Raw genomic sequence first — 21,226 nt, 5'->3', positions numbered from 1 at the left:
AGACGTGGAGTGAGGGGCGCATCGGCACGATCGCCGTGGCGCTCTCGAGCGAGCGACAGAGCACTGTCGCGTGGAAGTCCGGAGCCGCTGGTGAAGCTGTCGTCCGCCGGGTTCTCCACGCCGTTGCCGCCGAGCACCTCGCCGTGCTCCACGACCGCCGTATCGCTCGGCTCCCGAGCGAACATCGACCACATCGTGATCACCCGCGTCGGCGTCTGGGCCGTCGAAGCCAAGCGATACCGCGATAAGCGGCCGCGGCTCCAGGTCGAGGGCGGCCTGTTCCGAGCCCGCAGGGAGAGGCTCATCGTGGGCGGCGACCGAATGAAGCTCGTCGACGGTGCACTCCGTCAGGCGGCGCTCGTCCAGGAGGTCGTGGGCCCGGTACCCGTGCGCGGTGCGTTCTGCTTCGTTGGCGCGGCCTGGCCGCTCTTCGGTGGCTCGTTCACCACCCGCGGGATCGACGTCTGCTGGCCGAAGAAGCTCGCGAAGCAGCCCGCCGCTGTCGATGGGCCGGTGGACGTGGTGGGCGTCGCGGCGGCGGTCGCGCGGCGCTTCTCATCTGCCTAACCAGCGCGCCAAGCCCGCGGAATCTCCGTGGCAGCATCTCTGGCGTCGCTGTCACTTATTCTGAATAACTGACATTATCGACGTAGCTATCGCCAGAAAGGAGCCGCGATGACGAACTGGCCGGCGCACAGCACGCGCGTCGTCCCATGGACGAGCACGAGCCATCGCGGCACTCGGGAGGACCGGACCCTCGCAGCGGTCACGGTGTCCATCCCGCCGATGATCGCAGACGCCGACGTTCCGGCCATCGCTGAGCGCGACCTCGCCCGGGCTCGCTACGAGGCCGCGGACCTCGAGCGGGTGGCAGACGGCGTGCTCAGTCCCCTCGCAGGGTTCCTCATCCGCATGGAGTCCGTCGCGTCCAGCCGCATCGAGCACGTCGAGGCGTCCCCGATAGCGTTCGCTCGCGCCATTGGCGGGCTGAAGGAGAACACGTCCGCGATGTCGATGGTCGCCGCAGGAGCCGCGATCACGAAGCTCATCGACGCATCGAGCCTGGTGATCACGCTCGACGAGATCCTCGCTGCGCACCAGGCGCTCATGCAGGATGACCCGGACGTGGCCGAGCGTCCCTACGCTGGCCGCGTCCGCGACTTGCAGAACTGGATCGGCGGCTCCCAGTACTCGCCCCGCGGCGCGCTCTACGTCCCGCCGCCGCCGGAAGAGGTGCCGGCGCTGCTCGAGGATCTGATCGTGTTCGCCAACCGCGACGACGTCGAACCCGTCACCCAGGCCGCGATCGCGCATGCCCACTTCGAGAGCATCCACCCGTTCACCGACGGCAACGGCCGCATCGGCCGGGCGCTCATCGGCGCCATCCTGCGTCGGCGGGGTGTGACGCCGCACACCGTGCTCCCGGTCGCCAGCGCCCTCGCCGCCGACACGACGCACTACTTCTCGCTCCTCACCGCCTACCGCGCCGGGAACGTGGAGCCGATCGTCACCGACCTGGCGCTCTGCGTCGAGACGGCGGCCCGCGAGGCCCGCGGTACCGCGCGCGCATTCGCACAGTACGACGATGCCTGGCGAGAGCAAGCCAGCCCGCGCGCGGGTAGCGCTGCCGACCGCATCCTGCCGGTCCTGCTCACCATGCCGGTCTTCACCGTCGAGCAGCTCGTCGACGAGGTGCAGGACATTCCGGAGCGAAGCGTGTACCGCGGCGTGCAGGTTCTCGAGGAGGCCCGCGTAGTCGAGGCTGTCACTGACCGGAAGCGAGACCGCACGTACGCTGCCATGGACGTGCTGGACGAGTTCGAGGACCTTGACACTCGCATCCGAGGGCGCATCACCCGCCTTCGCTCGGCCTAAGTCTGCGCGTCTGCGCGTCCGCGCGTGTGTGCTGCGGCAAGAGGCCGTGGACTGGAGGTGCGGCGCCAAGCCCGCACCGTGCCTCCAGCTCGCCGTCAGGTCGCGTTGCTGCGCGGCCATCACCTCGTCGACGTGGCGCCCGCGTCTCCGGCGTCGTGACCCCGGGTCGCTCGCCGCAGTTGATCCGGTCCTGTCTGACCCAGTCATGGATCGACACCGCACTGATGCCGACCTCAAGGGCTGCAGTCGAGATGGGTTTGCCAGCGCGGACGACCGCGAGGGCCCGTCGACGGAACTCCGGCGGAAGCGATCGTGGCATGGTTGGAGCTTCTTAGAACGGGCCCGATCCTCAGAGGATTGCGGGTAACCGAACCGTGGAGCACGTCAAGTCAACCAAACCTGCAGCAGTTCCCAGCCACTGTCAGACCCGAAACGACCACTTGTTGCAGCGACCCCTTGGAACCGCCATCCCCTATTGAGGTGCATTCTCCGAGCACTTGACGGGTGCGGGTTGTCGGGTGCCTCAAGTGAGTAAGGTCAGGGCTGCTCGTCCGACGCGGAGGAGCGCTGATCGGTCGGCGCCGGCGGTGCCGAGGACCTCCATGCCACGGGTGACCGCGACAAAGTACGTCGCAAGGGCGCGGGTATCACGGGCGCCGTCGACTTCCCCGGCTGTCTGCGCCTGCTCGATGCATCCGGCGTACTCGGCCTCGAGGCGTCCGTAAGCGCGCCGAGCGGCCTCGGCGACGTCCGGATCGCGGTCGGCCAGCTCGACCGTGGCTTTGGTGAACAACGAATCGAGCGGTCCCTCTGAGGTGAAGGTGATGGCGAGTGCATCCAGGTGCGCTCGGATCCGTTCGAGCGGAGAGGATGTTCCGGATGAGAGCTCGACGGTCAGGCGATCAACCTGCGTGGAGGTGCTCCGCTCGAGCGCGCGTAGGAAAAGTTCCCGCTTGCCGCCGAAGGTGTTGTAGATGCTTTGCTTGCCTAGCCCGGTGGCGCGGCTGAGCTCCTCCATCGTCGTGCCGCCGTAGCCGGCGGTAGCGAAGACGCCGGCGGCTGATTCCACTACGGCTTCCTCGTCGAATTTCCGAGGTCGGGGCATGACGTGATCCTATGCGAGGCCGAAGGCAGGTCCATGCGTCCACCAGGCCCCAGGCCCCCGGCCCCGGGGTGACGGATTCAGCTTGCGACCGGGAGGGTGCCAGCGGTTTGGGTGTCGACGTCGTAGTACTCGGCCTGGTAGTCGAGGACGCGGATACCTCCGAGGACCGTCGTGACGGCCTCGAGGAAGTACTCATCGGCCATATGGGCGTCGATGGCGGCTTGGTCGCGCCACCCTTCCGTGAGGTGGATCGTGTTCCGATCGATCAGATCCTCGGCGAAGACGTAGTACGTGCATCCGTCTTGCTGGGCTGTAGTGCCTAGATGGGGGATGACGGCGTCAATGAACGCCTGTCGATCGTCAGGGTGGACTGTGTAGTAGGCGCTAATGACCTTGCTGGTTGGTGTGTGCTTGATGTGTGGGATCACAATGCCCTCTCCTCTGTGCCCACGGACTGCTCGTGGGCATGGGGCCATCGTACCTCAGTTATTGTCTAAGTAGACAATAACCGTCACCACCGCTGTTGCGCGCGTGCAACTACGCTTCGCTGCTCGCCCCAATACTTGATCATTCAACCTTTTTCGTCGTAGGATTGCTTCAATGTTCAATCATTGGAGTCTCGATGGCCGTTGATCGCACCTCTCCTGCCGCCGAAGCGGCATCTCCGTTTACGTCGTCTATGGTGGTCGTACCGCCCGCCAACGTGCTCGCAGAGGCGATGTCGGAGCCGCTGGCCGGCTCGGTCGTCCGCACGCGCGTTCGGGTGCCGCTGCGCTTCTCTGATGGGTTCGCGACTGTCGCCGAGGTCTTCACGTTCCGCGGGCTGGTCGACGGTGAGGAGCATCTCGCGCTCGGTCTGGGAGACTGGCAAGGCGCACGCGAGCACGCCGCCGACGGAGGGGAAGCGCCGCTGGTGCGTCTGCACAGCGAGTGCCTCACTGGAGACGTGTTCGGCTCTGAACGGTGTGACTGCGGCCCGCAGCTGCGTGAAGCGGTGGAGCGGATCGCGGCGGCGGGTGGTTTCTTGCTGTACCTGCGCCAGGAAGGCCGCGGAATCGGGCTCTACGCCAAGCTGGACGCCTACGCCCTCCAAGACGACGGACTCGACACGTACCAGGCGAACGTCGCCCTCGGCCGCGGCGAGGACGAGCGGGACTACCGCGCAGCGGCACAGATGCTGCTCGCGCTCGGGGTCGATCGCGTTCGCCTGTTCAGCAACAACCCCGACAAGGCCCGCCAGATCGGGACGCTCGGCGTCACCGTGTCCGAGCAAGTCCCGACCGGTGTTCACGTGTCCGCAGCGAACATGCAGTACCTCAGGGCAAAGCGTGACCACACGGCGCACACCCTGGACCTCGCCGACGCCCGAGTCGCCTCGTGAGGACGACGCGATGACAGCGGTGCTCACCGAACATGACGCCATGCTCCGGGCACTGGCGCTGGCGGCGACGCCAGGCGTACCGCTCGGGCCGAACCCACGAGTGGGGTGTGTCCTGCTGGCCGATGACGGGGTCGTCATCGCCACGGGCTACCACCGCGGTGCTGGGAGCGCGCACGCTGAGGCTGACGCACTCGCGAGGGCAGGCAGCGCCGCCCGGGGCGCAACCGCCGTCGTCACCCTCGAGCCGTGCAACCACACCGGTCGGACCGGTCCGTGCGCCAATGCGCTCATCGACGCAGGAGTGCGCCGCGTCGTGTTCGCACAGCCTGATCCCAATCCGATCGCAACTGGGGGATCCGACAGGCTCCGGTCGGCCGGCGTCGAGGTCGAGAGCGGGCTACTCCTGGCCGAGGCCACCGCCGTGAACAGGGCATGGTCGTTCGGCGTCACTGCGGGGCGACCCTTCGTGACGTGGAAGTCCGCTGCGACCCTCGACGGATACAGCGCTGCTGTGGACGGCACCAGCCAGTGGATCACCGGACGGTCGTCCCGGGCGGACGTGCATCGCCTCCGCGCAATCGCCGACACGGTCCTCGTCGGCACGGGAACCATCGCCATCGACGATCCCGCGCTCACCGTTCGGCGACCTGACGGGCGTCCCTCCGTCCACCAGCCGTTGCGAGCAGTGATGGGAGTACGCGACCTCGACACCGAGCGCCGCGTCCTCGACAGCTTGGCCCGAACCGTGCAGTTGACGACTCGTGATCCTCAGACTGCGCTCGATCGGCTCTTTGAGCTGGGGCAGCGGCATGTGCTCCTCGAGGGTGGTCCGACACTCGCAGCAGCGTTCCTCCGCGCAGGCCTCGTCGACGAGATCGTCGCGTAATCGCACCGGTTCTGCTCGGATCGGGGACGCCGGCGGTCGGGGCGCTCGGGATCACCACCATCCGCGATGCCGTCCGCGCGGATGTCACCGACATCACCGTACTCACCCCGGAGTCGGGCGAGCAGGCAGATGTCCGGTACACCATGACCCCGCGCGCATTCCCGTCCGCTCTGGCCGGTCTGTTCACCGACATCGTGGCCGGACGCCGCGATCCGACGGTGCGCTCCTGACGTCCCCGGCCTGGAACGGATCGACGTTCACGCCCCCGAGGGCTCGACGGCAGCGATCTTCGGTACCTCGCCGACACAGGCGCCGTCTTCACCCAGACTGCGTGCGACGACGGGCGAAAGGATGTCCGTCAACAGCGGCACTTTGTCGGCCGGGATCACGTCGAATAAGAGCCGCCGGACTTCTGCGACATGCGACGGGGCAGCGTGCTCCAAGAGTGCCCGCCCGGCGTCCTCGAGGATGACCAGCGTTGTCCGCCGGTCCTCCGGGAGCCGCTCTCGACGCACCCAACCGCGCTTCTCGAGCTTCTCGACCGCGTGGGAGAGCCGTGACAGCGACCCGTTGGTCATCACCGACAGATCCGTCATCGGTCGGACACCGGTGTCGTGGTCACTGAGCATCGCGAGGATGTAGTACTCGAACCGAGTGACGCCGTGGTCGCGACGAAGCTGGGCATCGACGGCCGCCGGGACCATCTCCAGCGTGGTCATCAGCGCGAGCCAAGCATCGTGTTCAGCGGCGTTCAGCCAGCGAGGTGAGCCCATGGGGGGATTCTCCCATCAAAAGGTTGAATGTTCAAGCAAGTCTCGATACGCTTGCACTGGTTGAATGTTCAAGTGACCGCTTCGGTGGTCGGAGGAGGCACCATGAAAATCACCGTCACCGGAGCCACCGGCTCGCTCGGCTCGCTCGTCGTCGAGCACCTTCTTGCCCGCGGTGTCGACGCATCCGATGTCACCGCCACGGGTCGCGACACCGCAAAGCTGAGCGTGCTCGCCGAGCGCGGCGTCCGCGTCATCGGATCGGACTACGACGATGCCGCGACCCTGGACGCAGCATTCGACGGCGCCGACACACTCGTGCTCGTCTCTAGTAGCGCCATTGGTCGGCGTGTCGAGCAGCACGCCAACGCACTCCGTGCCGCGGAGCGGGCCGGCGTGCAGCACGTTGTGTACACGAGCGCTCCCCACGCCGACACCTCTCCTCTCGTGCTCGCCCCTGAACACAAGGCGACCGAAGCGCTGCTCGTGGCGTCTCCGATCGAGACCACGGTCTTGCGGAACAACTGGTACAACGAGAACTACGAGCAGGCGTTCGGCCAGGCCACTGCTACCGGCACCTACCTCGCCAGTACAGGAGCCGGGAAGGTCGCTTCAGCGGCCCGTTCGGACTACGCCGAGGCCGCAGCCGTCATCGCTTCCACTGGTCGACACCGTGGCGAAACCCTTGAACTCGCCGGAGGCGTCGCGTGGGATGGCGAGGAGTTCGCCGCAGCCGCGTCGCGAGTCACCGGCCGTGAGGTGCGATACGCGTCCGTTCCAGCGGAGAAGTACCGCGAGGTCCTCTCGGGTGCCGGACTGGACGACCAGGTTGTGGACTTCGTTCTCGCCCTCGACGACGACATCGCCCATGGCTTGCTCGACGGGCCCACCGAGGTCCTCGCTGACGTCATCGGTCACCCCACCATGACTCTCGAAGACAGTTTCAGCACCTGGTTCCACCGGGAGTCCTGAACGACCGAGAAGCCGGTGTGACCGTGGACTGACACGATCACACCGGCTGATCCGCTGCGGCCGGGGACTTGCGCTCTCCGACGGGTCGGAACAAGGGTTCCGCTCTGCTCGCGTGCTCGCCCGCTTCCCGGCTGGATCCACCAGGACGAGAGCGGGGTTGCATCTGCGGCTAATGCCCGAGCATGGCGGCGTAGAACTCTGCCGGGTCCCCGGCGAGCGAGGCCTTGACATGCCCGCTGGCATCGTCGACTATGACCTCGATCGCGTCCTTGCTGAGTCCGTCCAGTGAAGCCCGAGGGACTTCGCGCGCATCGATCATGGGACCGTCGTAGCCGGCGTTCATATCAGTGTCGGCGGCGCCGAGATGGACAGCCTGTACCAGAATCCGCTGCGGAGCGAGTTCGAGACGAATTGCGTTTGTCAGGTTCCACTCGGCTGCTTTCGCAGCACTGTAGGCACCGGCATTGGGAACGGAGAACCACGACAGTGCGGACAGGATGTTGACGATCGCACCGCCGTTATTGGAAGCCAGGACGGGAGCGAAGGTCCGGACGACGTCCAGGGTGCCGTAGAAGTGCGTGTCCATCTCGAGACGGATGTTCTCGAGGTCACCGGTGACGAGCGGGGTGTGAGTAGTGAGGCCTGCGTTGTTGATCAGGAGCGTGACGTCCGAGGCTTCTTCGGCTGCGGCGCGGATCGATTCCGGATCGGTGATATCCAACGGGAGGACTCGGACGCCGGGGATGTCAATCAGTTCCGGCCTGCGGGACGTCGCGTAGACCTTCTGCACCCCGCGCAACAGGAGCTCGTTGACGAAGTGCTCTCCTATTCCCCGGTTTGCGCCGGTGACGAGCGCGACCTGGTTGCTGATGTCCATGATGATGCGTCCTTTCGTGACCCGCGGGGGTGTGGGGTCGTTCTGTTAGGCTAGAACCTGACGTTGACGTGAAGTGCAAGAGCGTGAGGTGTGAGCGTGCGAATCGGTGAGGTTGCCCGCGGAGCGGGCGTCAGTACCAGGGCGCTGCGGTACTACGAAGAGCAGGGGCTCCTTGTGGCGCGGCGCTCCAGCGGTGGTCAGCGGAGCTACGACGAGGCGGCCATCGGGCGGGTGCGCCTCATCCAGCAGCTTTTCGCCGCGGGGCTTCCCAGCAGGACGCTGCTGGTGATGCTTCCGTGCGTTGACACCGGTCGTGCAACGCCGGAGGTGCTGCGGATGCTGACCGGAGAGCGCGAACGGATCGTCGGCGCGATCGCCGACATGCAATCCGCCTTGCGGCAGCTGGACCGGGTGATCGACATCGCTCACGACCGTGACCCGTGTCAGGAGCTTTGACGAACACCGCACCCGGGTCGGAGTCCCCGTCGCTGCCCTTCCGGGACGGTGACGAGGGTGTTCCGAGCACGGTGGTGGCCTCAGCTGGCTGGGACGCCGCCGGCGCCGGAGGCCGTCGGTGGGTGCGTACCCCGTGATGAACGGTGTGTGCCGGCGAACGCGAATGCGAGGTTCGCGAGCGCAGAGGTGACGAGCATGGTGATGGCCAGTGGTCCAGCGGTGCTCTGCCCTCCGCTGCTGACGATCGGGGCGGCGACCCCTGCGAACACGTTTTGGAGCAGGCCCAGGATCGCCGAGCCGAGTCCGGCGGCCGTCGGGACTGCCGCGAGAGCGAGAGCGGTCGTGTTGCCGAAGCTCAACCCCAATACCCCGACGGACACGAAGATCGGCACCGCCAGCCAGATCGGTGGAACGTCGGTCACGACGAGCATCCCGAACACGATGACCGCGCCGAGATTGAGCAGCAGGCCGCTCCGGGCGAGGGTCGCGACGTGCACGCGGCGGGTGAGGCGTGCAGAGACCGCACCCACTGCTAAGAGCGCGAGGGCGTTCAGGCCGAAGGCGAGCCCGTACTGCACCTGATTCAGGTGCATCATCCCTTGGTACAAGAAGGGTGACGCGGAGATGTACGCCATCATCGTGGTGAACGCGAAGACGAACGCGAGCGTGTTCCCGACGTAGACGCGGGAGGTGAGCGTTCGCCTGGACGACCCGGACATCGCGGTCCGACCGGACGCGGTTGTTCGTGATGCTCTGGGGTTGGTTTCCCTGACGACGAGGAACACTGCCACCAGGCCGATGGCCACGAGTGCTGTCACGATCCAGAGCAGGCCGCGCCAGCCGAGCGGCTCGGCAAACAGGCTCCCTGCGACGGGTGCAAGCACTGGAGCGATGCCGCTCACTGTCATGATGATGCTGAGTCCCCGCGCCGCCTCCACCCCTGTGGCGAGGTCGCTGACGATGGCGCGGGATATGACCATGCCCGCCGCCGCTGCAAGGCCCTGCACCAGCCGAGCGACGATCAGGAACTCAACGGACGGCGCGAGAGCGGCGGCGGCGCTGGCGATGAGGTAGATGACCATGCCCACGATGAGTGGACTGGCGCGGCCGAACCGGTCGGAGAGCGGACCGAACACCACCTGGCCGGCGCCGGCCCCGAGTAAGAACGCGGTGAGCGACAGCTGGACGACCGACGCCGTCGTGCCGAGATCGGTAACCATCTCGGGGAACGCCGGCAGGTACATGTCGATCGCGAACGGAGCAATCCCGGACAGCAACGCGAGGGTGAGCAGTAACCTCACTCCGATCCGGGCGTTCGTCATCGTGCCGGTCGATGCCGGGTCCATCTGTTTGGCGTGCCGGGTCATCTGTGCCTCCTGGATAAGTAGCTACGTATACGTAGCTATGCTAAGGTAAGCATACTGATGAGGGGAGCGCTGTTGGGACACCGCGAAACCGAGCGCGACGAACAGCTCGCAGACCTGGCGCATCTTGTGCTCAGCGTCGGACGAGACATCCGCTTGTACGGGCACCCTGCAATCGAGATCATCGAGATCACGGAACTCGAGAGCCTGGTCATGAACCACGTTCAGCGGCATCCCGGGGTCAGCCCGACCAGGATTTGCACCGAGGTCGGGTTGCGGTCGAGTAACACGAGCGCGGTCCTTCGCTCGCTGGCGGAGAAGGGCATGATCGAGCGTCGCCCGAACCCCGACGATCGACGTTCCATCAGCGTGCACCCCACCGCGATCGCGGCTGAGAACCTGCGGAGAGTGCGGGACATGTGGACACGATTTCTCGCTCCGCACGTTGATGGGGGCTTCGACGTCGCACCGGCGGTCGAGCTCCTTCGTGCAGTCGAGAACTCCGTCGCTGCAACGCTCGGCACGCGCTCGGGCTGACCGTTCCCGTGTTGATCGGTGCCTGCACGTTCGTGAGCATAAGAAGGAGTGAAGGCAATGCAGGCATGGCAGTTCACCAGGGCCCACGTGCCTCTGGCTCTCAACGAGGTTCCGGAACCGACAGTGGTGCCGGGCACTGTGCTCGTCGAGGTCAAGGCCGTCGGCTTGTGTCACTCGGACGTCGGCGTGCTCGAGGGCGATACCGTTCTGCTACCGGACTGGGTGAGATTGCCGCTGACGCTGGGGCATGAGATCGCAGGCGTCGTCGTCGACGTCGGCGAGGGCGTGTCCGGGTGGCGTGTCGGCGACCGGGTCGGGATGTGCCCGCAAGGCGAGGTCGTCGCGGGCCTGACCTACGACGGCGGATACGCATCGAAGGTCATCGCGAATCCGGATTCTCTGGTAGGCATTCCGGATCGGGTCTCGTTCGAGCAGGCCGCGGCCGCAACGGACGCCGGCAGTACTGCTCATCGCGCAGTTCTTGCGGTCGGGCAGGTCGAGTCCGGGAACAAGGTCGGCATCATCGGGCTCGGCGGACTCGGTCAGATCGGGGTGCGGATTGCTGTTCTCGAGGGTGCAGAGGTCTACGTAGCGGACGTGAAGGAGAGCGTTTGGCCGATGGCTCGTGGACTCGGTGCGACACGGTGCGCCGCAGACATCGGCGAGTTCGCCGACGAACGCTTGGACGTCATAGTGGACTTCGCTGGCTACGGCGACACCACCGCCACGGCTGTCGAGACCGTACGTCACGGCGGCCGAGTCGTGCAGGTCGGCATCGGGCAGGTGCAATCCTCCATCAGCACTGGAGCTCTCGTGCTCCATCAGGTCACCCTCACCGGTGTGCTCGGCGGCTCCACACGTGCGCTCCGCGATGTCTACGATCTGATCGCCGTTGGGGCACTGACCCCGGTCGTCACCGCTATAGCGTTCGAGGACATTCCTGGAGGACTCGATCGACTCTCAGAAGGCATCGTCCGAGGGCGACTCGTCGCGACCATGACCAATTAGTCGCATGGCTATGCACCGCTGAGCTAGCCCGCATCAGAGAAGAGTCGCTGATTTGTTGTGCCGAGCATGCCGAAGCTGCATGATATGAGAATGAATTCTCATTTGCGCGTTGCGATGGCGGCGCCCATTCGGACCGAGCACGTCGACCTCCTCCGCGACCTCGAGCCCCGCCTCGACCTCGTGTACGACCCCGAAGCGCTCCCGCCAATGCGGTTCCCGGCCGACTTCGCCGGCGATCCGTCTTTCACACGGGCCGTCGACGTGAACGCCCGTTGGCGAGCCGCACTCCGGGAAGCCGACGCTCTGTACGGCGTCCCTGATGCCGACTCGGCCCTCCTCGCCGAGATGGTTCGGACGAATCCGAGGCTCCGGTGGGTGCACACAATGGCCGCCGGCGGCGGTGGACAAGTGCGCGCCGCCGGACTAACCAACGATGAACTCCGGCGCGTGCGCTTCACTACGTCCGCCGGGGTGCACGGAACGTCGCTCGCAGAGTTTGCCCTTCTCGGGATCCTTGCGGGCGCAAAACGGCTCCCGCGGCTCGCGGCTGACCAGCGGAAACACCGGTGGCCAGACCGCTGGGTCATGCAGCCCGTCGCTGGGTCGACGGTGCTCGTTCTCGGTCTTGGCGGGATCGGTGCCGAGATAGCCCGGCTGTGCGCAGCGTTGGGCATGCGAGTCATCGGAACGAGCCGCAGCGGTCGCCCGGTAGAACATGTTGAGGAAGTCGTCGCCATCGACGCGCTTGGCGCGGTCCTACCAGCAGTTGACGCCGTCGTGTCGACACTGCCGGGCACGGCGGTGACGGAGGGGCTGCTCGACAGTGACTTCTTCTCAGGGCTGCGCCCGGGCGCAACGTTCGTGAACGTCGGAAGGGGCACCGTTGTGAACGAAGTCGCGCTGATCGAGGCCATCCAGACCGAGCGGGTCGGATATGCGGCACTCGACGTCGTCGCGGTGGAACCACTCCCTGCGGGCAGCCCTTTGTGGGACATGCGACAGGTGCTCATCAGCCCTCACACCGCGGCGCTTACCGTGACTGAGGAGGAGCGTATCGTCCGGTTGTTCGCTGATAACGCTCGTCGGCTCCTCGATGGCGAGTCGCTCCGAAACGTTGTCGACACCGTGGAGTTCTACTGATGCCACTCGACACGGAACGGCTTCTCCGCGTCGTTGCAACTTCTCCTGTCTTGAGCCGGAACATCGTGCAGGTCGCTCGCCTCGAGGGCACTGACGTCCGATACCTCGACGAGCACATCGGACGTAACCCGTTCGCATCCACCGCGCGTCCCGGAGATGTTCGCGGTGCTGGGCGCACCGCGGTTGGCATCGCCGCGCTGGCGGGACTCGACCCGGATGCCGCGGCGGCGGTGGTTGCTGAGATGCCCGAGCAAGAGGCTGTCGCGGCGCGCAAGGCCGTGCCGGCCGCACGAGCGCGGGGATACGCGATCGATCCCGGACGCGTCCACCCCAGTGTCTACGGAGTCGCGATTCCGCTCGATGGGTATTCGGGAGTGTCTTTTGGTGTCCCGTTGATCGAAGTGCTGCCCGGAGTATGGCAAGAGCACTCTCGCCGGTACCAGGAAGTGGTTGCCGCGCTGCGTGCAGCCGCGGCCGTGGTGATGAAAACGCGCACCTGAGACCGACTAAGCAGCAGGGATTGACGCAACGGAGGCGCGGTGCCAGCAGGCACCGCGCCTCCGTTGCGTCCGGGGCCAGTTAGGCAGTTCGTGCTTGCGCGGCGGCGCGGAATTGCGCAGCTTCCTCGTCCTTCTCGGCTTCGATGCGTGCGATCTCAGCAGCACCGGCCAGAACTTCCTCGGCGCGGTCGCGGGGAACAACGATGACACCGTCGGAGTCCGCGGCGATGATGTCGCCGGCGTTCACGACGACGCCGCCAAGCGCGATGGGCGAACCGATCGTGCCCGGTCCGTGCTTGAAGGGGCCGGCGGGTGAAATGCCGCGGCTCCAGACGGGGAACGCGAAGTCGCGAATGATGTCGCGGTCACGGGCTGCCCCGTCGACGACGGCGCCAACGGCACCGAACGCCTGAAACCGCTGGGCGAGGTTGTCGCCCATGACGGCACGGTCCGTGTAGCCGGCGGCGTTGACGGCGATGAAGTCGCCGGGCTGGATCAGGTCGAGGACCTCGATGAGTGCGAGGTTGTCGCCGGCGACAGTGAGCAGCGGCAGGGCGCTGCCAACTGCTGCTGCGCCGTCCCACATCGGTGTGATGCCGGCCTCGACGATACCGATCCGATCCATGGCGTCGCCGAGGTTCGCGACCGGGTACTGCCGGAACCGGTCGACGAGCTCAGCGGGTGCTCGGGTGATGTCCGGGGTGATCCGGATGGGGCTGGTCATGGTGGGTCTCGTTTCTCTCCACGGGCGGAGCTTGAAATCAGGGATAAAGGCCGCGGTTGCGGTGGGCTTCCAGGACCCGTTCGACGGCAATGCGCATCGCGGCCTCGCGTAGCGTGCCGCCACGGCTTGCCTGCTCGGCGGCGACAGCCTCCCAAGCGCCGAGGATGCGGTCTCGTAGTCGCGATTCGACGGTGTCGAGCGACCACCGGTAGGTCTGTTTCGCCTGCACCCATTCGAAGTAGGACACGATCACACCGCCGGCGTTGGCGAGGATGTCCGGCACGACCAGCACATCACGGGCGGCGAGAACAGCATCCGCGCCGGTGGTGACGGGTCCGTTTGCGCCTTCCACAATGATCGAGGCGCGCACACCGTTGACGTTGCCTTCGTGGATGACACCCTCGACAGCAGCCGGGACGAGGAGGGTGACGTCGAGTCGAAGGAGATCCTCAGCGGGGAGCAGGTCGGCGCCGGCGAACCCGACAACGGTGCCGTGGACATCGACATGACGGCCAAGTGCATCAAGATCGAGACCACCGGGAGAGAGGACTGCACCGTACTGGTCACTCACCGCTTGGACGCGGACCCCGGCGTCCGCGAGGAACCGAGCGGCGTGCCGGCCGACCTTTCCGAACCCCTGCACAGCTGCCGTCGTCGCCGTCGGCGCGAGCCCGCGCAGCTCCAATGCAGCGAGGGCGACGAGTGCAACACCACGGCTGGTGGACGTAGCACGGCCGAGCGAGCCGCCGAGCGCGATCGGCTTGCCCGTGACCACGCTCTGCACGGTGAAGCCGTGACTGACCGAGAAGGTGTCCATCATCCAAGCCATGGTGCGCTCGTCGGTTCCCACGTCAGGTGCGGGGATGTCTCGGTCGGGGCCGATGACCGGGAGGATCTCGCTGGTGTATCGGCGGGTCACCCGTTCGATCTCCGCTTCCGAGTACTGCCGCGGGTCGATCGCTACCCCACCCTTTGCGCCGCCGTAGGGCAGGTCGACGAGGGCGCACTTCCACGTCATCCACATCGCCAGCGCACGTACCTCGTCCAAATCGACGGACGGTGCGAACCGCACACCGCCCTTCGCCGGGCCCCGGGTGAAGTTGTGCTGCACCCGATACCCGCGGAACACCTCGATGGTCCCGTCGTCGCGGCGAAGGGGGACCGCGACGGAAATCTCCCGGCGGGCCTGTGCGAGCAGTTGAACCGCGCCGGCGTCGATCTCGAGCGTGGCGGCGGCGGCACGCAGCTGCTCGAGCGCGTTGGCGAGCGGAGCGGTGCCAGTGGACGCGTGCGGGGCGGTGATCGTCATGGATTCCTCCGCGGAAGATATAAGAACTGATTCGCAGTTAAGAACCCATTCTGCCCCGGGAGTGCCGACGGGGCAAGGGCTGGCAGCGTCGTCCTGGGCCGATGAAACGCATCGGAAACATGGGATTTACAGGACCGACCCGTCCGGGGATTGACCGTGTAAGAACTGCGACCGTATTCTCATATACGAGTCAAGTCGCACTCACAGCAATCCGGCCATCGCCGTTCGGACGCCCAGGAGGACACCATGCAGCCGCCCCCGCGTCCGTCCGTGGCTGATCTTGCCCGGTCCACGTCCGGGCGACTTCGGCGTACCCACGGACGGCAGTGCCGCCGTCCGCTGCGTGAAGACGATCGTCCTCGCCTGCACACTGTTAGCTAGCCCGCACGGGCCTTCCCGAGAGAAGACAGACATGACCGCAGCACCACGGCTCGACACCACCCAAGTCGGCGTCATCACCGCCGACGGCAAGGTCGTCCGGCGCGCCACGATCGCAGGAGCCGTGGGCTCCTTCGTCGAGTGGTACGACTACGGCATCTACGGGTTGCTGACGACCTACATCGCACTCAACCTCATCGGCGGCGCCGAGACCGGAGCGCTGCTCCTGACCAACATCGGCTTCCTCGTCAGCTTCATCGCACGCCCCTTCGGCAGCGTCATCTGCGGGTACCTCGGCGACAAGATCGGTCGCAAGGCGCTGCTGTCAACGCTGCTGCTGCTGATCTCCGCATCGACACTGTGCATCGGGCTCATTCCGGCACACAGCGTCATCGGGATCGCCGCGCCCATCATCCTCATCTCCCTCCGTGTCCTCCAGGGCTTCAGCGCTGGCGGTGAGGTCGCAGGCGCAATGTCGTTCGTTGGCGAATACGCCCGCGACGCAGCCCGCAACTTCGCAATGAGCTTCATCGCGGTCGGCTCGTTCTTCGCCCTCCTGTTCGGCAGCACCTTCTCCGCAATCCTCATCACCACCCTCGGTGACGAGACCATGGAGTCATGGGCCTGGCGCATGCCGTTCCTGTTCGCCGCCCCGCTCGGCTACGTCGGGTTCTACATCCGCCGCCGCATGGAGGAGACGCCGCACTTCGAGGCCCTCCGCGAGCGGAACGCCGTCGCCCGCAACCCGCTCCGCGCGGCCTTCACATCCCGTCGCCACATCGCCGCGATCATCCTCACGATTTTCTTGCCGGCGCTGAACGGCCCCGGCTACTACCTGCTGTTCGCCTACATGCCGACGTACCTCAAGACCCAGCTCGGCGACGAACACAACTTCACGCTCGTGCAGGGCCTCCTCGTCACCGCGTGCGCGCTCGTGGCGATCATCATCGCCATTCCGCTGATGGCCCGCCTGTCTGACCGCGTCGGCCGGAAGCCCGTCTTGATCGGCTCGGCGATCGCCATGGCCGTTGTGTCGTACCCGATGTTCGTGCTCCTCGCCACTGGTCAGTTCGCTCTTGCGGCCCTCGGCGCCGTCGTCCTCGCCCTGGCGTTCTCCGGGCACGCCGCGGTCATCCACACCGTCCTCACCGAGATGTTCCCGACCACCGTCCGCTACAGCGCCTACAGCATCGGGTTCAGCCTCAGCACGATCATCTTCGGCGGCAGCGCGCCACTGGTGATGACCGCAATCATCAACGCCACCGGCAGCAGCCTCGTCCCGGCGTTCGCGTCGATCATCACGGCACTGATCACCCTGGTCAGCTGCCTGTTCCTCCGCGAAACCAAGGGGCAGCCGCTCCGCGTCGAGTGACCTTGACCCATACGTTCCACCAGCACCACAAGGAGAGCCCATGGCCACCGCATCCGTCGCCGTCGTCGCCGATCTCGGCGAGAGCTTCGGCAACTACACCATCGGCGACGACGAGGCCCTGCTCGGGCTCGTCACCGCATCGAACATCGCCTGCGGGTTCCACGCCGGCGACCCCCGAGTGATCGACCAAACGGTCGCCGAGTGCGTCCGTCGCGGCATCGAACTCGGCGCACACCCCGGCTACCCGGACCTCGTCGGCTTCGGGCGCCGCCTGATCGAGGCGTCCGAGGAAGAGATCCGCACGGACGTGCTGTACCAAATCGGTGCCCTCGACGCGTTCGCCCGCGTGCACGGCGGAATCATCAGTCACGTCGCACCGCACGGGCGGATGGGCAGCATCGCGCAGACCGACGCGAAGCACGCCCGGGCGATCACCGACGCGATCGCCGCGTACAACCCGAGCTACATCGTCATCTGCCAGAACGGGCTACTGGCCGAGGAGTCCCGGAAGCGCGACCTCCAGGTCGGCTACGTCTTCTTGGCAGACCGCGGGTACGGGGCCGACGGCATGCCTGTCGCCCGCTCGCACCCGGGTGGGCTCCTGCACGATCCGCAGGAGATCGGAAGCCGCGTCGTGCAGGTCGTGACCGAGGGCACCGTGGTGACCGTGGATGGCGAAACCGTGCCACTCGGGCACGACGCGGACGTCGTGCTGCTGCACGGCGACCACCCTCAGGTACTGGCGAACGGGACAGCGTTGCGCGCCGCACTGGATGCTGCGGGGATCCGGGCCACGGGCCTCCAGGAGGTTCTCGCCGACAAGCGCGCGGCGGTCGCTGCGCAGTGACCGGCATCAGCACCGCCCCATTCGGCGACGCCGCGGTCATGATCGCCGGCGTCGCCGAGCCGGGCGTGCGCGAGCGCGTCCGTGCCATCGGCCGCGAACTCGAGCGCCGGACGCCGCACGGGGTCACTGAGCTCGTCGCCGGCCTCGACTCGCTGCTGGTCCGCTTCGACCCGCTCCGCACGAGTCCGGAGAGCATCGAGGACGTCGTCCGGCTGCTCGACGAGACGACCGGCTCCGACGGCACCGTGTCGTCGGTCGCCGGGCGGACATTCACTATCCCGGTGGTCTTCGACGCCGGTGCCGGGCCAGATCTGGAGTCCGTCGCCGCGGAGCTTGAACAGTCGGTCGACGACCTGGTCGCGACCGTCACCGGCACCGTGTTCGACGTCGTCCTGCTCGCCGCGGGCATGGCACCGATGATGGAGGGCGGCCGGTTCAACCGTCCGGTTCGACGTGCAGCGCAGCCCCGCACCAACGTGCCCGCCGGCTCGATCATGATCGCCGGGCAGAACGCCATCATCCAGCCATTCCCGGGGCCGACGGGCTGGCGGGTGATCGGTCGGACGCCCCATGTGGTCGTCGACATCGCACGGGAGGACGCCGCCGCGATCCTGCCCGGCGACCGCATCCGGTACCGCGCGGTGGACCGTGTCGAGGCCGAGCGCACCGGTACCGCTTTCCTGCTGCCCGATGACGAGCCGGCGGGAGCGCGTCAGTGAGCCGCGAGGTGCGGCTCGACGTCGTCGACGCCGGCTGGCTCACCACGTTCCAAGACGCTGGCCGAACCGGCACCGAACGGCTCGGCGTGCCGACCGGTGGCAGCGCGGACCAGCATGCCGCGACTGTCGCCAACGTCCTCGTCGGCAACGCCCGCCGCGCCACCCTCTTCGAGGTGATGGGGGAGTTCTCGCTCGTCCCCTCGGCGGACGTGCTGGTGGCCGTGACGGGTGCCGTGGGACAGGTGCTCGTGGGTGAGCACACCGCCGACGCGTGGACACCCATCGTCGTCCCGGCTGGTGTCGAGGTCCGTGTGCTCCCCGGCGCCGACGGGGCCAGGAGCTACCTGGCTGTCGCTGGCCGCGTGCACGCCGAGACCTTCCTCGGCAGTGCTGCGCCGGATGCCCGGATGGGGTTTGCCCAGCAGATCGCGCACGGCGCGTCGATCGCGGTCACCACCGAGTTCACTGGGTTCCGCCAGCCACACTTCGACCATGCGCTCTTCCGGCTGCCGGTGCCGATTCGGCGTCCCGGACCCGGGCCGTGGACCGTCGACCTGCTGCCGGGCCCGGCCGCACGCATCCCCGGCATCGAGCAACTCATCGGCTCCGCCGAGTACCGGGTTACCGAGCGCTCAAACCACGTCGGCGTGCGGCTCGATGGCCCCGTCCTGCACCCGGAAGGCGACGCGGAGATCGTGTCCCACGGTGTGCCGGTTGGTGCGGTAGAGATCCCGCACGGCGACGAACTGATCGTGCTCGGACGCTACCGGACCGTCACCGCCGGCTACCCGATCGTGGCGTTCGCGACGACCGGATCGCAGTCGTTGCTCGGCCAGGTCACCCCGGGCCGCGTCGTGCGGTTCCGCTGGGTCGACCGAGGGCAGGCGCAGCGGTCGCTCTGGCAGGCGGAGACCGCGATACAGACGCTCGAGTTGGCCGTCGCCGACGTCTTCAGTGCCGTTGGCATTCCACGGCACCGCGACAACGGTTGACGGACTTCTCTCAAATGAGAGACAATTCTCATATTAAGACGAGGAGTGACATGGGTTCTCTGCATGGCAAAGTGGCGATCGTCACCGGCGCCGGATCTGGGATGGGCCGCGAGACGTCGCTGCTGCTCGCACGCGACGGCGCGACCGTCGTGCTCGTCGGCCGGCGCCTGTCCGCGCTCGACGAGGTCGCTCGGGTGATCATCGATGAGGGAGGCTCCGCGGTTGTCGTAGCTGAGGACGTAGCCGCGAACGGTGCCGCCGGCAGGATCGTCGATGCCGCGCATGCAGCAGCCGGCCCGGTCGACCTGCTTGTGCACGCCGCGGGGGCCTCCAGCAGCGTTCAGAACGCGCGGTGGGTGCCTGAGGACGAGTGGCGCACCGTGATTGACGTCAACCTCACCGCCGTTCACCTCCTTACCCAGGCGCTTCTTGGCGACCTGCTTCGGAACGGCAACGGCACGGTGATCACGATCTCGTCGCTCGCCGCCGTGAACCCGAACCTTCTCGGCGGGGCAGCGTACGGCGCGGCGAAGGCCGGCGTCCGGAACTACATGACGTTCCTGCACAACACGTTCCGCAACGAGGGTCTGCGGGCTGTGACCGTGCTCCCCGGTGAGGCGGACACCCCCATCCTCGACGGCAGAGCCCGACCGCCAGCACCCGAGGAACGCGTGCACATGCTCCGCCCCGAGGACGTCGCCGAGGCCGTTCGCCTCGTCGCAGCCCTTCCGTCTCGAGCCGTCGTGCAGGAACTCGTCATCGCGCCCACCCGGCAACGCGACACGAGCGTCGACATAGAGATCAGCCGCAACACCGGCGCACCGGACGGTGCCGCCGACCGGAAGGACAGCGAATGACCACCATCACGCCCGCCACGTTCCGCCCCGCGGAGTCGGTACAACGCATCGTTGCGGCGTCCCGGCGCGTGCAGCAGCCGCAGTCCTCCGGCGATCTCGTCTCCCTCGCGATGGGGGAGCCAGACTTCGCAACACCGCCGCAGGTGATCGAAGCTGCATCGGCCGCGCTCCGTGCCGGGCGCACGCACTACTCGCCTCTCTACGGTGAACCGGCCCTCCGCGCCGCTCTTGCCGACCGGGTCGGTGCCCTTGCCGGCCGTCCGGTCGATTCCGGCGATGTGTTGATCACGCACGGTGGCACGGGCGGTTTGACCGCTGCGATCCTCGCGATCGTGAACCCCGGGGACCGTGTAGTGATCCCAGACCCAACCTACTCACTGTACGCGGACCTGATCAGCATGGCCGGTGGCGTCGCTGTCCCGGTCCCGCTGCAGGCAGACCTACATTGGGATCTTGACGCTCTTGACGCCGCACTTGTTGAGGCGAAGCTGTTCGTGTTCTGCAATCCCGGTAACCCAACCGGCATCGTGCACTCCCGTGACGAACTCGAACGGCTCGGCGCTGCGCTGACCGGCACGGACACGATCGTCATCAGCGACGAGGCGTACGCCGACCTCACTTTCACTGGACAGCCGTTCACCTCCGCGCTGGAGGTGCCCTCGCTTGTCGACCGGACCGTGTACTGCCAGACGTTCTCCAAGAGCTACGCCATGACCGGATGGCGGGTCGGGTACCTCTGGGGGCCTAGCGAGGTCATCACCGCTGCTGCGCGGGTCCACAACACCGCGAACGGCTCCATGAACACCGCAGTACAGGACGCCGCGCTGGTGGCGCTCGAGACGTGCGGTGAGGACATCGCCCGTATGCACGACGCGTACTCGCGGCGCCGAGCGTTAATGGCGGACGGGCTCGCGACGATCCCGGGGCTCGATGTGAGCTCACCGGAAGGCGCGTTCTACCTGTTCCCGCGTTACGACCTCAACATTCCGAGCGTCGACCTCGTCGCGCGGCTCCGCGACGCAGGTGTCGCCGTCCGACCGGGAGCCGAGTTCGGAGCGGCCGGCGAACACCACCTCCGGCTCTCCTATGCGGCGTCCGACGACGCCATCGAAGCTGGCGTGGCTCGACTCGCCGCAGCGTTCGGCGCACTACGCTGA

General features: G+C 66.9%; 23 protein-coding genes. 16 read left to right on the top strand and 7 right to left on the bottom strand.

Going from position 1 to position 21,226, the window contains the following annotated elements:
- Positions 1–9: 9 nt before the first annotated feature.
- Positions 10–567 carry a nuclease-related domain-containing protein gene (locus ITJ59_RS18170; RefSeq protein ID WP_323749557.1) on the top strand — a complete coding sequence of 186 codons (558 nt, stop codon included), beginning with the start codon at positions 10–12 and terminating at the stop codon, positions 565–567.
- 108 nt (positions 568–675) lie between these two features.
- Entirely contained in the window at positions 676–1,875 is a 1,200-nt protein-coding gene (locus ITJ59_RS18165; protein ID WP_194652699.1) for a Fic family protein, read from the top strand.
- A gap of 523 nt (positions 1,876–2,398) precedes the next feature.
- Here ITJ59_RS18165 and ITJ59_RS18160 read toward each other — a convergent pair.
- Together ITJ59_RS18160 and ITJ59_RS18155 are read right to left on the bottom strand one after the other, a co-directional pair.
- Positions 2,399–2,980 carry a TetR/AcrR family transcriptional regulator gene (locus ITJ59_RS18160; RefSeq protein WP_194652698.1) on the bottom strand — a complete coding sequence of 194 codons (582 nt, stop codon included), beginning with the start codon at positions 2,978–2,980 and terminating at the stop codon, positions 2,399–2,401.
- A gap of 77 nt (positions 2,981–3,057) precedes the next feature.
- The gene (locus ITJ59_RS18155) at positions 3,058–3,408 is read right to left on the bottom strand and encodes an antibiotic biosynthesis monooxygenase family protein (protein ID WP_323749556.1); all 351 of its coding nucleotides are present in this window, start codon (positions 3,406–3,408) and stop codon (positions 3,058–3,060) included.
- Positions 3,409–3,698: 290 nt separating this feature from the next.
- On the opposite strand from ITJ59_RS18155, the gene ITJ59_RS18150 reads away from it, so the two are divergent.
- Positions 3,699–4,361, top strand: coding sequence for a GTP cyclohydrolase II (locus tag ITJ59_RS18150; RefSeq protein WP_194652726.1), 663 nt, complete (start codon positions 3,699–3,701; stop codon positions 4,359–4,361).
- Positions 4,362–4,371: 10 nt separating this feature from the next.
- Positions 4,372–5,247: a bifunctional diaminohydroxyphosphoribosylaminopyrimidine deaminase/5-amino-6-(5-phosphoribosylamino)uracil reductase RibD gene (gene ribD, locus ITJ59_RS18145; RefSeq protein ID WP_228511886.1), complete on the top strand. Its 876-nt coding sequence runs from the start codon at positions 4,372–4,374 to the stop codon at positions 5,245–5,247.
- 257 nt (positions 5,248–5,504) lie between these two features.
- On the opposite strand, the gene ITJ59_RS18140 is transcribed toward ribD, so the two are convergent.
- The gene (locus tag ITJ59_RS18140) at positions 5,505–5,966 is read right to left on the bottom strand and encodes a MarR family winged helix-turn-helix transcriptional regulator (RefSeq protein ID WP_194652696.1); all 462 of its coding nucleotides are present in this window, start codon (positions 5,964–5,966) and stop codon (positions 5,505–5,507) included.
- Positions 5,967–6,122: 156 nt separating this feature from the next.
- On the opposite strand from ITJ59_RS18140, the gene ITJ59_RS18135 reads away from it, so the two are divergent.
- The gene (locus ITJ59_RS18135; protein ID WP_194652695.1) at positions 6,123–6,989 is read left to right on the top strand and encodes an SDR family oxidoreductase; all 867 of its coding nucleotides are present in this window, start codon (positions 6,123–6,125) and stop codon (positions 6,987–6,989) included.
- 169 nt (positions 6,990–7,158) lie between these two features.
- Here the strand turns inward: ITJ59_RS18135 and ITJ59_RS18130 are convergent, their stop codons facing one another.
- The gene (locus ITJ59_RS18130) at positions 7,159–7,866 is read right to left on the bottom strand and encodes an SDR family oxidoreductase (protein ID WP_194652694.1); all 708 of its coding nucleotides are present in this window, start codon (positions 7,864–7,866) and stop codon (positions 7,159–7,161) included.
- 96 nt (positions 7,867–7,962) lie between these two features.
- On the opposite strand from ITJ59_RS18130, the gene ITJ59_RS18125 reads away from it, so the two are divergent.
- Entirely contained in the window at positions 7,963–8,322 is a 360-nt protein-coding gene (locus ITJ59_RS18125) for a MerR family transcriptional regulator (RefSeq protein ID WP_194652693.1), read from the top strand.
- Between the two features lie 80 nt (positions 8,323–8,402).
- On the opposite strand, the gene ITJ59_RS18120 is transcribed toward ITJ59_RS18125, so the two are convergent.
- Positions 8,403–9,689 (bottom strand): multidrug effflux MFS transporter, encoded by a 1,287-nt coding sequence (locus tag ITJ59_RS18120; RefSeq protein ID WP_228511884.1) that lies wholly within the window; start codon positions 9,687–9,689, stop codon positions 8,403–8,405.
- Between the two features lie 72 nt (positions 9,690–9,761).
- Here ITJ59_RS18120 and ITJ59_RS18115 point away from each other — a divergent pair, with 72 nt between their 5' ends.
- From ITJ59_RS18115 to ITJ59_RS18100, 4 genes are all read left to right on the top strand, one after another.
- Positions 9,762–10,223, top strand: a complete 462-nt coding sequence (locus ITJ59_RS18115; RefSeq protein ID WP_194652692.1) for a MarR family winged helix-turn-helix transcriptional regulator — start codon at positions 9,762–9,764, stop codon at positions 10,221–10,223.
- A 57-nt stretch (positions 10,224–10,280) separates the two neighbouring features.
- Positions 10,281–11,231 carry an alcohol dehydrogenase catalytic domain-containing protein gene (locus ITJ59_RS18110; RefSeq protein ID WP_194652691.1) on the top strand — a complete coding sequence of 317 codons (951 nt, stop codon included), beginning with the start codon at positions 10,281–10,283 and terminating at the stop codon, positions 11,229–11,231.
- Positions 11,232–11,297: 66 nt separating this feature from the next.
- Entirely contained in the window at positions 11,298–12,371 is a 1,074-nt protein-coding gene (locus ITJ59_RS18105) for a D-2-hydroxyacid dehydrogenase (protein WP_228511882.1), read from the top strand.
- Complete coding sequence (locus tag ITJ59_RS18100) at positions 12,371–12,871, top strand: hypothetical protein (RefSeq protein WP_194652690.1); 501 nt, start codon at positions 12,371–12,373, stop codon at positions 12,869–12,871. Before ITJ59_RS18105 ends, ITJ59_RS18100 begins: the two co-directional genes overlap by 1 nt.
- Before the next feature lie 79 nt (positions 12,872–12,950).
- Here ITJ59_RS18100 and ITJ59_RS18095 read toward each other — a convergent pair whose 3' ends face one another.
- Positions 12,951–13,595 carry an RraA family protein gene (locus tag ITJ59_RS18095; RefSeq protein WP_194652689.1) on the bottom strand — a complete coding sequence of 215 codons (645 nt, stop codon included), beginning with the start codon at positions 13,593–13,595 and terminating at the stop codon, positions 12,951–12,953.
- 37 nt (positions 13,596–13,632) lie between these two features.
- Positions 13,633–14,904 carry a Glu/Leu/Phe/Val family dehydrogenase gene (locus ITJ59_RS18090; RefSeq protein ID WP_194652688.1) on the bottom strand — a complete coding sequence of 424 codons (1,272 nt, stop codon included), beginning with the start codon at positions 14,902–14,904 and terminating at the stop codon, positions 13,633–13,635.
- A gap of 412 nt (positions 14,905–15,316) precedes the next feature.
- On the opposite strand from ITJ59_RS18090, the gene ITJ59_RS18085 reads away from it, so the two are divergent.
- Genes ITJ59_RS18085 through ITJ59_RS18060 form a run of 6 tightly spaced genes read left to right on the top strand, consistent with a single transcriptional unit; the run spans position 15,317 to position 21,226 of the window.
- On the top strand, positions 15,317–16,654 hold the full coding sequence (locus ITJ59_RS18085) for an MFS transporter (protein WP_194652687.1): 1,338 nt from the start codon (positions 15,317–15,319) through the stop codon (positions 16,652–16,654).
- Between the two features lie 40 nt (positions 16,655–16,694).
- On the top strand, positions 16,695–17,501 hold the full coding sequence (locus ITJ59_RS18080; protein ID WP_194652686.1) for a LamB/YcsF family protein: 807 nt from the start codon (positions 16,695–16,697) through the stop codon (positions 17,499–17,501).
- Complete coding sequence (locus tag ITJ59_RS18075) at positions 17,498–18,220, top strand: 5-oxoprolinase subunit B family protein (protein WP_323749555.1); 723 nt, start codon at positions 17,498–17,500, stop codon at positions 18,218–18,220. The genes ITJ59_RS18080 and ITJ59_RS18075 overlap by 4 nt, the downstream gene beginning before the upstream one ends.
- Entirely contained in the window at positions 18,217–19,212 is a 996-nt protein-coding gene (locus tag ITJ59_RS18070; RefSeq protein WP_194652685.1) for a biotin-dependent carboxyltransferase family protein, read from the top strand. Before ITJ59_RS18075 ends, ITJ59_RS18070 begins: the two co-directional genes overlap by 4 nt.
- Entirely contained in the window at positions 19,209–20,069 is an 861-nt protein-coding gene (locus ITJ59_RS18065; RefSeq protein WP_228511880.1) for an SDR family oxidoreductase, read from the top strand. Before ITJ59_RS18070 ends, ITJ59_RS18065 begins: the two co-directional genes overlap by 4 nt.
- Positions 20,066–21,226 (top strand): pyridoxal phosphate-dependent aminotransferase, encoded by a 1,161-nt coding sequence (locus tag ITJ59_RS18060; protein ID WP_194652684.1) that lies wholly within the window; start codon positions 20,066–20,068, stop codon positions 21,224–21,226. The genes ITJ59_RS18065 and ITJ59_RS18060 overlap by 4 nt, the downstream gene beginning before the upstream one ends.

This window comes from Curtobacterium sp. VKM Ac-1393 (assembly GCF_015350995.1).
GTDB lineage: Bacteria > Actinomycetota > Actinomycetes > Actinomycetales > Microbacteriaceae > Curtobacterium.
Note: the sequence above shows the minus strand (reverse complement) of the source record. Positions and strands in the feature narration are given on the sequence as shown.

Excerpts from the sequence above, each read along its gene's own strand:
- ITJ59_RS18165 (WP_194652699.1), top strand. The coding sequence starts at position 676 with ATGACGAACTGGCCGGCGCACAGCACGCGCGTCGTCCCATGGACGAGC.
- ITJ59_RS18160 (WP_194652698.1), bottom strand. The coding sequence starts at position 2,980 with ATGCCCCGACCTCGGAAATTCGACGAGGAAGCCGTAGTGGAATCAGCC.
- ITJ59_RS18150 (WP_194652726.1), top strand. The coding sequence starts at position 3,699 with ATGTCGGAGCCGCTGGCCGGCTCGGTCGTCCGCACGCGCGTTCGGGTG.
- ribD (WP_228511886.1), top strand. The coding sequence starts at position 4,372 with ATGACAGCGGTGCTCACCGAACATGACGCCATGCTCCGGGCACTGGCG.
- ITJ59_RS18140 (WP_194652696.1), bottom strand. The coding sequence starts at position 5,966 with ATGACCACGCTGGAGATGGTCCCGGCGGCCGTCGATGCCCAGCTTCGT.
- ITJ59_RS18135 (WP_194652695.1), top strand. The coding sequence starts at position 6,123 with ATGAAAATCACCGTCACCGGAGCCACCGGCTCGCTCGGCTCGCTCGTC.
- ITJ59_RS18130 (WP_194652694.1), bottom strand. The coding sequence starts at position 7,866 with ATGGACATCAGCAACCAGGTCGCGCTCGTCACCGGCGCAAACCGGGGA.
- ITJ59_RS18120 (WP_228511884.1), bottom strand. The coding sequence starts at position 9,689 with ATGACCCGGCACGCCAAACAGATGGACCCGGCATCGACCGGCACGATG.
- ITJ59_RS18110 (WP_194652691.1), top strand. The coding sequence starts at position 10,281 with ATGCAGGCATGGCAGTTCACCAGGGCCCACGTGCCTCTGGCTCTCAAC.
- ITJ59_RS18105 (WP_228511882.1), top strand. The coding sequence starts at position 11,298 with ATGCCGAAGCTGCATGATATGAGAATGAATTCTCATTTGCGCGTTGCG.
- ITJ59_RS18100 (WP_194652690.1), top strand. The coding sequence starts at position 12,371 with ATGCCACTCGACACGGAACGGCTTCTCCGCGTCGTTGCAACTTCTCCT.
- ITJ59_RS18095 (WP_194652689.1), bottom strand. The coding sequence starts at position 13,595 with ATGACCAGCCCCATCCGGATCACCCCGGACATCACCCGAGCACCCGCT.
- ITJ59_RS18090 (WP_194652688.1), bottom strand. The coding sequence starts at position 14,904 with ATGACGATCACCGCCCCGCACGCGTCCACTGGCACCGCTCCGCTCGCC.
- ITJ59_RS18085 (WP_194652687.1), top strand. The coding sequence starts at position 15,317 with ATGACCGCAGCACCACGGCTCGACACCACCCAAGTCGGCGTCATCACC.
- ITJ59_RS18080 (WP_194652686.1), top strand. The coding sequence starts at position 16,695 with ATGGCCACCGCATCCGTCGCCGTCGTCGCCGATCTCGGCGAGAGCTTC.
- ITJ59_RS18060 (WP_194652684.1), top strand. The coding sequence starts at position 20,066 with ATGACCACCATCACGCCCGCCACGTTCCGCCCCGCGGAGTCGGTACAA.